7 protein-coding genes are annotated in these 9,694 nt (G+C 67.3%); 5 read left to right on the top strand and 2 right to left on the bottom strand.

Annotated features, from left to right (window positions below; all coding sequences use genetic code 11):
- Window positions 1-517: 517 nt before the first annotated feature.
- The 5 genes from MJ797_RS23750 to MJ797_RS23730 all read left to right on the top strand — a co-directional run bounded on the left by MJ797_RS23750 (window position 518) and on the right by MJ797_RS23730 (window position 6,460).
- The gene (locus MJ797_RS23750; RefSeq protein WP_239341397.1) at window positions 518-856 is read left to right on the top strand and encodes a hypothetical protein; all 339 of its coding nucleotides are present in this window, start codon (window positions 518-520) and stop codon (window positions 854-856) included.
- Between the two features lie 9 nt (window positions 857-865).
- Window positions 866-2,353: a caspase family protein gene (locus tag MJ797_RS23745; RefSeq protein WP_239341395.1), complete on the top strand. Its 1,488-nt coding sequence runs from the start codon at window positions 866-868 to the stop codon at window positions 2,351-2,353.
- Between the two features lie 266 nt (window positions 2,354-2,619).
- The gene (locus MJ797_RS23740; protein WP_239341393.1) at window positions 2,620-4,575 is read left to right on the top strand and encodes a serine/threonine-protein kinase; all 1,956 of its coding nucleotides are present in this window, start codon (window positions 2,620-2,622) and stop codon (window positions 4,573-4,575) included.
- Window positions 4,576-4,614: 39 nt separating this feature from the next.
- Window positions 4,615-5,892 (top strand): VWA domain-containing protein, encoded by a 1,278-nt coding sequence (locus tag MJ797_RS23735; RefSeq protein ID WP_239341391.1) that lies wholly within the window; start codon window positions 4,615-4,617, stop codon window positions 5,890-5,892.
- Complete coding sequence (locus tag MJ797_RS23730) at window positions 5,882-6,460, top strand: FHA domain-containing protein (RefSeq protein ID WP_239341389.1); 579 nt, start codon at window positions 5,882-5,884, stop codon at window positions 6,458-6,460. Before MJ797_RS23735 ends, MJ797_RS23730 begins: the two co-directional genes overlap by 11 nt.
- A 27-nt stretch (window positions 6,461-6,487) precedes the next feature.
- Here MJ797_RS23730 and MJ797_RS23725 read toward each other — a convergent pair whose 3' ends face one another.
- Both MJ797_RS23725 and MJ797_RS23720 read right to left on the bottom strand, forming a co-directional pair.
- On the bottom strand, window positions 6,488-7,597 hold the full coding sequence (locus MJ797_RS23725; RefSeq protein ID WP_239341387.1) for a glutamate ABC transporter substrate-binding protein: 1,110 nt from the start codon (window positions 7,595-7,597) through the stop codon (window positions 6,488-6,490).
- Complete coding sequence (locus tag MJ797_RS23720) at window positions 7,594-9,162, bottom strand: hypothetical protein (protein ID WP_239341399.1); 1,569 nt, start codon at window positions 9,160-9,162, stop codon at window positions 7,594-7,596. Before MJ797_RS23720 ends, MJ797_RS23725 begins: the two co-directional genes overlap by 4 nt.
- Between the last annotated feature and the right edge of the window lie 532 nt (window positions 9,163-9,694).

Raw genomic sequence — 9,694 nt, 5'->3', positions numbered from 1 at the left:
CTGATCAAGAGGCAGATGTACGGCCGCGCCGGGTTCCCTCTGCTCCGCCAGCGCATCCTGCTCTCATGAACACCTATCACCACCTGTCACCACCGGAATCTTGGCAGAGCCGTTCTTTTTACAGCCCCACTGGTCGCAGAACCAACGTCAACACAGCTCAGCGGACCCGTCGCGGGGGTAACCCACTGACCAGCCTTCGCGGCGTTGACCAGCGCATTCGTTGCTTTTTGGCAGTTTCTACCGAGCCCCCTGATGGGGAACGATCGATGCGGCACACCTGCGACGGCCCCGGTCTGTGTCGGCCCACGAGGACCAGCAGGCCAGCCAGCTGCCCACGCCTCGGTGCCTCCAGACGGCGGACCTGCCCTTGCCTGCGGGGTCGTCGGGCAGTTCCGATGACCACCGGTGCAGGTGGTTGCGAGAAGCGCTGCACGCGGAGGTAGGTGACCGATGCCGCACTCTCCGGAGGTAGAATCCCCGCGAGATCGACGGTGTGGGATGAAGATCAGGAGTCTTGATGTCCGATGCCAGAGTGGAAGTACCGACGTGCACGTTGCCTTTTCTCGTCGCCGACGACGAGGAGGATGTCGGTGGCGGGGATAAGGGCATCTTCCGTCGTCGCGGTGGCGAGACGTCGGTGCGCAATATTCCGGTCGCCGTGTTACGGGAAAGCCTCAGGCATGTGGTGGACGGCCTACGAGGGGTGTTCGACGAAATCGCCGAAGCCGGCGGGAGGTTACCACTGAAGGAGGCCCAGATCTCCTTCGAGGTTACCGCGAGCGGTGGTGTCACCGTTATCGGTGCGTCCAGCCAGGTCGGCGCGACGGGTGCGATCACCCTGACCTTCGGCGAGTAGTCACGCCGTATGAAGCGAGACTCGGGTGACGGCCGCGACGGCGGAGCGGGAACGTACCGGGCGCTACTGGTGGGCGTTCCGTCCTACGAAGACACCTCCATCGACGACCTGCCGTTTGTCGAAGAAGACCTACGGGAGCTGATGGCCGCCCTGGAGCCGGTGGGCTACCAGGTGGAGGTACACGACGTGCGGCGGACCAACCGGGACGCGATCGAGTCGGCAATCGAGTCGTTCATCGACCGGGCGTCCCGAAAACAAACGTTGGTGCTGTATCTGAGCGGGCACGGTGTGCATGGCAACGGTCAGGATTATCTGGTCCCTTCCAGCGCGTTCACACGGTCGGGAAAATTTTTCGATAAGTGCGTTCCCATTGACTTCCGGGGTTATATCGATGCCAGTAACGCCGGAGACGTCGTTATCCTCGTCGACGCCTGCCGCGAGGGTGTCCACCTTCAGGAGAAGGCCACCATGGGCGCGGCGGGCTGGTCCCGGCGACGGGTCCAGCGGGTGAAGGAACGGCGAATCTTCTATGTCTATGCGTGTGGTCCGGGCGAACGGGCCCGGTTCACACGTGGTTCCGACGCGTTCAGCGTGTTCTCCCGGGCGTTGAGTATCGCGATGGCCGACGAGCACGGGCCGGCGACGCTCGCGGAGTTCCGGGCGACGGTGCAGAACAAGATCGACGCGCTCACCACGGAGCACAAGCTGCCGAGCCAGCGTGTGCACGTGCTCAGTGAGAGCGACCCGGCGGAGTGCATCCTGGTTGCCCGGCCAGTGGCCCCCGTGAACGCCGCCACCTGCAGCACGACGGCCGACAACGGTGTGACCGAGGCGGCGTCCCGGTCGCCGGCAGCCGCACTGACAAATATGATCAACGAGGATGATCCCGAACAAGCGGTCACCGTCGTGCCCGACGATGCCGCAGACGAGCTGCCTGCGCTCGTCGGAATACTCGAGACGCTGGAGTCGGACCTGCGGCGGGGATCGCGCCTCGCCCTCGACGCGATGGATCGTTTTACCCGGCCGGAGGGCCTGCTCGCGCTGGCCGACCCGGAGTTCCTCACCGACTCGGGGCGTGGCCTGCGGCCCTGGCTCGCGGATCTGCAGGCGGCGGTGCGGGCGGGCCGCCGCAAGGACGCCGCGATCGGTATAGCGGCCTGGCGACGACACGCCGCCCAGGCGGCCCAGGCCACCGAGCGCCTCATCAATGCCAACGCGGCGCCACGCGATCGGTACGAACAGTTACGGAGCCGGCTGCGCGTCTACACGGCAAAAGCCGGTCGACTCGGCCTCCTCGAAGACGCCGTACTGTCCATTCTGCACGCGAAGGCCCGCGCGACCCTCGACGAGGTGCCGACGGACCTGCGGCTGGCGGAGCGGTGCATCCTCGACTATGCAGACGCGCTGAGCATCAGAGTCGAATCGGAGGCCCACCAGGAGCCGGGCATGTCATCTGACCGCCCCGCCCCGCCGGGTCGGGGCGGGGCGGTCAGATGAGCCCGGCGACGACCGGCACGCCGGGTGCGGCCGACATGACCGGCCAGCCATGCCGACGGGGGCGTTGTACGGGCTCGGGGATCATCACCGTGCACGGGCGTTGCAACACCTGTGGACACCCCGCACAGGCTCCCGGCAGTCGCGGGGCCGGAACGGGTTCCGGCGGGTCCGGCCCACCGGATGTTTCACCCCGCCCGACCCCGAGCGGCGGGTTGTTCGCCTTACCGGCTCTGCCGGACCTCCCGCTCACCGGTCCGCCGATACTGGTGGCCACCACCTCCGTGGCCCGCGCTCTGCGCCGCTGCGGCTGGTGCGAGGCGGAGGTGGCGCGGTCCGGTGACGGGACGGTCGATCTGGAGGGCCGGTGCGGGAAGTGCGGCCAGCCCTATTCGTTCACCGTGAAGCTCAACCCGAACGATTTCATCGGCGGTCGGTACCGGATCGCCGGGCCGCTGGCCCACGGTGGCCAAGGCTGGGTCTATGCGGCGCGCGACGAGCACCTCGGTGACGACCAGGTCGTGTCCTGGGTGGCGGTGAAGGGTCTGCTGGACACGGCGATCCCGGAGGCCCGCGGTGCGGTCGAGAACGAACGCCGGGCACTCACGGCGTTGTCCCACCTGAACATCGTCAAAATCAGGGATTTCGTCACCCATGACGGCGCCGACTACATCGTCATGGACTACGTCCACGGCCGGTCGTTGAAGAAGTGCATGCAGGCATCGGGCGGGGTCCTGGCACCGGCCGATGCGGCCCGCTATCTCCTGCGGCTGCTCCCCGCGCTGGACCACCTGCACCGCTACCGGCTGGTGTACTGCGACCTTAAACCAGACAACGTCATGGTGACGTCGGACGAGCTGACGCTGATCGATCTCGGTGGTGCCCGCCGGGTGGACGACACCACATCCAACTACGTGAGCACCCCGGGCTTTCGCGCACCGGAAATCGACGACGCCACCTACCGGAACGGTGCCGAACGGGCGTTTCCCTCGATCGCCTCGGACCTGTACGCGGCGAGTCGGATGTTGGCCATGCTGGTGCTCGGTGGAGGGTGGGAGCCCACCAGAAAGAACCGGCACACTCTGCCGTCCTCCCCGGTGTTCGACGCGTTCGACTCGCTGTACCGCCTCCTGCTCAAAGGCACAGCGCGTCGCCCCGAGGACCGTTTCGGCAGTGCACACGAGATGGCCGAGGAACTTGTCGGCGTGCTGCACGAGATCGTCGCGGCCAGGGAGGAGCCCCGACGGCGGGCCCCGGTAGTCAGCCGGTGGTTCGAACCAGCGCCACCCGTCTTCAGTGAGGATGCCGGCAGCCGATGGCAGGCTCTGGCCGCGCTGCGGGTGGACCCAAACGACCCGGCGGCCCTCGCCATGGATGCACTGTCCGTGCGGGAGGAGCCTGCGGCGCTGGCCGACCGACTGGCGGCGCTGGAACCTATGACTGTGGAGGTGAGACTGCGACGGGTCCGCGCCGAGATTGACGCCGGCCGTCTGGACCGGGCCCGTGACCAGCTTGCTGCGCTTGCCGTGGCTGAACCGCGCGACTGGCGCGTCATGTGGTACCAGGGGCTGACGGAACTGGTGGACGGTGAAGCGACGGCTGCCACGGACTACTTCGACCGGGTCTACTCCCAGGTACCGGGCGAGCTGATGCCGCGGTTCGCGCTTGCGCTGGCTCTGGAGCAGGCCGGAGATTTTCCGGAGGCTGCCCGTATCCTCGACATCGTCTCCCGCACCGACCCGTCGATCTCCAGCGTCGCCTTCGCGCTCGCCCGCTGCGTTAGGGATCCGGCGGACCGTGTGCGAGCCTACAACCGGGTCACGGCGAACTCCCGGTCATTCGTGCCCGCGCGGACCCGCATGATCGAGTTGCTCGTCGCGAGCAAACCCGGGCAGCCGCCGATGGCGGTCGCCATCACCCAGGCTTGCGAGGTCTTCGAAGAGGCAGAACCCGAGATCGGCGAGGACCAGCGGCACGCTCTGCGTCTGGCGGTGCTGGCAGCGGCCGAGCTGCTGGCCTGTTCCGCCGCCGGAAGTAGCGGCGATGTGCCAACCAGCTTTGAGACGTTGCCGGCCACCGTGCTTGGAATACCGCTGGACATCACGAAACTCGGTCTCGAACGGGAGCGGCTGTTGCGCGAGCGCGCGAGGCTCGCCACCACCCGAGCCGATCGCGTCCGGCTGGTGACGCTGGCGAACCGGGTCCGGCCGCAGACATGGACATGACCATTGCGACGTGGGTCACACGGGCTCAGGAAGGCCATCATGATCAGTTTTGAGCTCACCGTGGATCATGATCCGTACCTTTCGATCAGCACGACCGCGATGGACACGCTCGTGACGGTGACGGCTGTTGCCGGCAGCATGGCCCCCCCGGCGGACGACCACGCCGTGGTGATTCTGATCGACGCCTCCGGTTCGATGGACTATCCGCGCGTGAAGCTCCCCGCGGCCAAGCGCGCCGCGTCGAAGGCAGTTGAGACGCTGCGCGACGGCACGTACTTCGCTGTGGTCGCCGGAACCGGCACGGCCACGCCGCTCTACCCCGACTCCCGGGAACTGGCCATTGCCTCCCCGGGATCCCGTCAGGCAGCGATCGAGGCCGTCGCGACGCTGCGGTCCAACGGCGGCACGGCGATCGGCCGGTGGCTAACCCTCGCCGACGAGCTCCTGCGCAACGCTCCGGCCGCCATCCGCCAGGCGATCCTGCTAACCGATGGGAGGAACGAACACGAGTCCCCGGAGGAGTTCATGCGGGCGCTACGCGCCTGCGAAGGCCACTTCCGGTGCGACTGTCGGGGAATCGGAGAAGGCTGGGTCGCCGAGGAGCTGGCGACGATCGCCAGCATGCTGCTCGGCACGGCGCTGGACGTCCCACAGCCGGCCGACCTCGAGGCGGATTTCCTCGCCATCGCACGCGACGCGACCAGCAGAGTGCTCGCCGAGATCCTTCTCCAGATCTGGGTCCCCTACGGAGCGCGGTTGAGGTCCGTGACCCAAACCCACCCGACCATCGAGGAGCTGACCGGTCGGGCACGCCGAGTGGACGATCAGACTACCGCCTTCCCGACCGGAGCATGGGGCACGGAGAAGCGCGAATACCAGGTCAGGATCGAAGGTCTTGATCCTGTCATCGAGGACGAGGCCAGTTGGGCCGGCCGCATCGACCTGGTTCGGGCCGACAGGGAACTCGCGACCGCTCCGGTCTACGCACGCTGGACCGCCGACTACTCGCTGTACAGCCAGGCCAGCCACACAATGACCACGTCGAGGAGACAGATCGACGTGGCGCAGAAAATCAAGGCCGGCACGCAAGCCCTGCTGGCAGATGATCTCACCGCCGCGCGGGACCTACTGGGGAGGGCCGTCGCACTCGCGCACGCCGCGGGCGACTTGGCGGCACTTGAGCTGCTCGCCCGTCTGGTGACCATCGACGACCCAGCGACCGGAACGGTGGTTCTCCGCGATGACGTCCAGGACCATGACGTGCAGGTCGCTATGCTCCGCGCGGGGTGGACCCGTGGGATCGACAGTGCCAACTGACGAGGCAGCCTCCGCCGCACCGCCGGAGGACGCCCGCCGGCGGAGGGGTGGCGGGTGCCCGAACTGCGGGGCGCGCCAAGCCGTAGGCGAACGGTTCTGCCTGCGCTGCCGCTGCGAGTTCGCGACCGGGACGATGCCGGCACCGCCGGAGCTGGTCCCGTACCCCGTAGCGAGAGTCCGCTGGGAAGCGCACATCGACGCCGACCACATGTACTTCCAGACCGGCAGGTCCGACGGAATGCGGTTTCCCGCCGCGCAGCCGCTGAGGATCGTCCCGATCCGCGGCGAGCGTGTCGTCATCGGCCGGCGCAACCGGCTCGACGGCCGGCGCCCGTTGATCGACCTGTCGGTGCCGGTCGAGGACGAGGGTGTCTCGGCCGAGCATGCCGTCCTCGAACGGACCGCGGACGGCTCCTACCAGCTTGTCGACCACGGGTCACGCAACGGGACACGGCTGAATGACAGGCGCGCGCCCCTCCCGAAGAGCCAGCCGGTTCCGGTGCGGGACGGGGACGAGATCTTCGTCGGCGCGTGGAGCCGCATCACGATCCGCCGGGTAGGTCCCTGAACCCCGCGCCGTCATCGTATCGGTGGCTCACCAGGACCACGGTGGGTACTCCTCGAGCGGGCTGCGCGCGTTTCCGAGCATGTTCAGCCACTGCTGGTAGCGCGCGGTCCAGCGGCCGTCCGACATGTACGCCTTCAGGACGCCGTTGACGAAGGCGACAAACTGACTGTTGTCGGGCGTACTCTTCGGGATTCCGATCCCGTATGGCTCGTCGAGGACCCTCAGGTTGGTGGCGAATGCCTGGTCGAATGCGTGCGGGACCACGGTGAGCAGCGGGTCCTGCGCCGCCATCCCGGCCAGGATCACGTCGTCGGTCGCGATCGCATCCACTTCGCCGCGTTGCAGGCTTACCAGACAGTCGGCGATGTTCGGGGCAGGCGTCACTGTGGGCGCGGGTGGCGGCAGAGTCTCCAGCTTCTCGAACGACGTGCTCCCGTCCGATGTGCAGACGGTGTGACCTTGGAGATCCCCGATGGAGCTGAAGCCGGCGTTGTTCCGGACCAGCAGCCCGAGGTGCGACGTGTAGTAGACCCCGGAAAAGTTGACGTGCTGCGCGCGTTCACAGGTGATCGTGTAGCTGGCTACGACGATGTCGACCTTCCCCGACGTGAGTACCCACTCACGTTGGTCGATGGAGACGGGCTGGAACTGGACGGTCCCGTCCGACCCGAAGATCGCTTCCGCGACGGCGCGGGCGACGTCTGCGTCGAAACCAGTGATCTGGAGTTTCCGCCAGTCCACCAAGCCGAGCGGTGGGTCGTCCACCGCGATGCCCACCTTGAGGAAACCGCGCTGCTTGATGTCCGCCATGGCCGAGCCGGTGGGCATTGAGCCGCCAGGCGTCGGCATCGGATCCATCCGCGGCACGGCTTGACTAAACGGGTCGAACTTGGCGCAAGACGGAGGAGAGGACGAGGACGGCGCGGGTGTGGTCGGCATGGGCAGCAGCGGCCTCGCGTCCGTCGGCAGTGGACTGCCGACGGTGGCACACGCGGTCGCGACGGCCAGCGCCACCGCTCCGACACCGAGCGGGACGATGCAGCGCCGCGCCCAGGCGAATCTTCGGACCACCGGCCCTACGAATCCGCTGGAACGCCCCTCGGCGGGTTTACCGACAGACCCCCGGCTGCGTCTCACGCGGCGTACTCCCTCAAACGGCGCCGGAAGCCGGCGAGAATGAACAGGGCCGCGACGAGAACGCCCGCGAAGCCGCTCCAGCCGAGCCAGTCCAACGGCGGCGCGCTTGCTGACATCCGGGCGCGGAAGTCAGCTTGGCGGACGTTGAGCACCTTGTCGAGCTCTTGATCCAACCGGGCGAAGGCGGGTTCCCTGGAGTTCACCGTCAGCAGCGTCGCGTGGGCGAAGCGACTCAGCTTCTCATCGCCACCCGCAGGCTTCTCCGCCACTCCCACTGGGGCGAGCAGCGCGGTGACGACGGCGCGAGTGGACAGCCAGGCGTCCAGGTCCGCTGTCAGCGCCGAGCGCTCGGGGGCCGGGATGTGGTCGAGCGCAGCGACCAGGGCTCCCCGCCGTCCCGCGGGGAGCGACCCGGTGGCGAACTGCTTGCCGTCCAGGTCATAGCCGAGTGCACGCACCGCGTCCTGGGACCCCTGGTCGTACCGGGCCCGGTCGCTCAGCGAGATCAACGACAGATTGTCGTCCGTGCGCGTCTGCAATACCAGCACCCGGGCCTGAGTGAACAGCACCATGGGCTGGTAACCCTTCTCCTGTGCCGTGACGACCCGGGAGCGCTCGATGCCCATCCCGGCGAACATCAGGCCCCCCGCGAGCAGGAGAACCCCCGTGCCCGCGAGCAGGCGCACGTCGAACACCCGTTGGGTACGGCGGAACAGCAGAACCTGACCGCCGAGCGCGGTGCAGCAACACGTGCCTAGCAGCACCGCTATCTCGACTTCGTGGGTGGCGTCCGTGGCCCGCCTGGACTCCCGGTCGAGGTCCTCGCTGGTCAGGACGAACAGCTGGTCCACGGCGGGCAGAATCTTGTTTTGCATCAGAGCCGACGCGTGCTGCAGGTAAGCTTGGGCAACCTGGTTTCCGACCCGATTGTGCGCCCGTGCCGTCGCGACGAGGTCGGTGTAGGTGGGTATCTGCCGCTCCAGCAGGTCGAGAAGGTCACCTTCGCAGCTGGAATCGGCCAGATCTGTCGGGTTGGTCCCGTGGTCCGGGCAGAGGCTGGTGTTGAGGCGCCGCAGCTCAGCGAGAGCCATCTCGGCGTCGACGACCTTGTCGGTCACCGTATTTTCGGTCCTGGTCGCGTCGTACGCGTCGCGGGCCAGCTGGTCCTTGTTCCGGTCGAGGTCGAGGTCGAGGTCGAGGTCGACCTCATCAAATACCAGCGCCGCCGCGTCTGCGTCGGCATTGGACAGGTCGACGCGCAGGTTCTGTGATTTGATCACGGAAGCGCCGGCGCGTTCACCCGCCACCCGCAACGCGTGATGGCGGTGCACGAAGATGAGCGCGGTCGTGCCGGCCGCCCCCCCGAAAAAGATCACTACAATCACCATCGCGATGCCGAATTGGCGGGGAACGTCGGCCCACTCCCGCCACCGGTTCGCGAACCTGCCCGCCCGCGTAGACCAACCAGCGGCACCGTGGTCTTCAGGTTCGTTCGCGTTGACCGACCGCACCTGGCCAGCTGTTGCCGTACCGTCGCGGGCCACCCGCGAGACGATGCCCGTCATGGTGGGTGATAATAACCGCACGAATTGTTGCAGACGGCGGGGGTCGCGTCGTTGGTGGTGATGTAGGGGTGGCGGAATCAAGTGGTCGTAGCGACTACCGGGAACAGGTTCGGAAACCGCGAGAACGTTCCCCTCGGGGTCACTGATGATCTGAAAGTTGTGTCCGATGGTCGTGTGCTTGCCCGACCACAGCTCATGCTCACCCTCCCAGGACCAGCACGCCCCAGGCTCTCGTCGGGCAGGCAGACCCGAACCTTGATCGGATTCCTCACGTTCCGTCGCTGGCACCCAGACAGGCACCGTGCTGCATACGTACTGCAACGGGGACAGACGTCCATGGACGCCGGTGGACGGTCCCGAGCCTGTGACCTGCACCAGCGGACGTCGGTAGACGTGGGTGGACGGTCCGCCGAGGGCTACGGATCAAGAGGTTGGGGGTTCGAGTCCCTCCGAGCGCGCAGTATGCATCCCCAACCCGGCCGGCGGACCGCTGGCCGGGTTGGTCGTTGGAACGATGGCTACGGTAGCCGCC

This window comes from Protofrankia sp. CiP3 (assembly GCF_917627345.1).
Taxonomy (GTDB): domain Bacteria; phylum Actinomycetota; class Actinomycetes; order Frankiales; family Frankiaceae; genus Protofrankia.
The sequence above is the reverse complement of the archived record's forward strand: the minus strand, read 5'-3'. Positions and strand labels throughout refer to the sequence as shown.

Coding starts and splice junctions, on each gene's coding strand:
- MJ797_RS23750 (WP_239341397.1), top strand. CDS start 518: ATGTCCGATGCCAGAGTGGAAGTACCGACGTGCACGTTGCCTTTTCTC.
- MJ797_RS23745 (WP_239341395.1), top strand. CDS start 866: ATGAAGCGAGACTCGGGTGACGGCCGCGACGGCGGAGCGGGAACGTAC.
- MJ797_RS23735 (WP_239341391.1), top strand. CDS start 4,615: ATGATCAGTTTTGAGCTCACCGTGGATCATGATCCGTACCTTTCGATC.
- MJ797_RS23720 (WP_239341399.1), bottom strand. CDS start 9,162: ATGACGGGCATCGTCTCGCGGGTGGCCCGCGACGGTACGGCAACAGCT.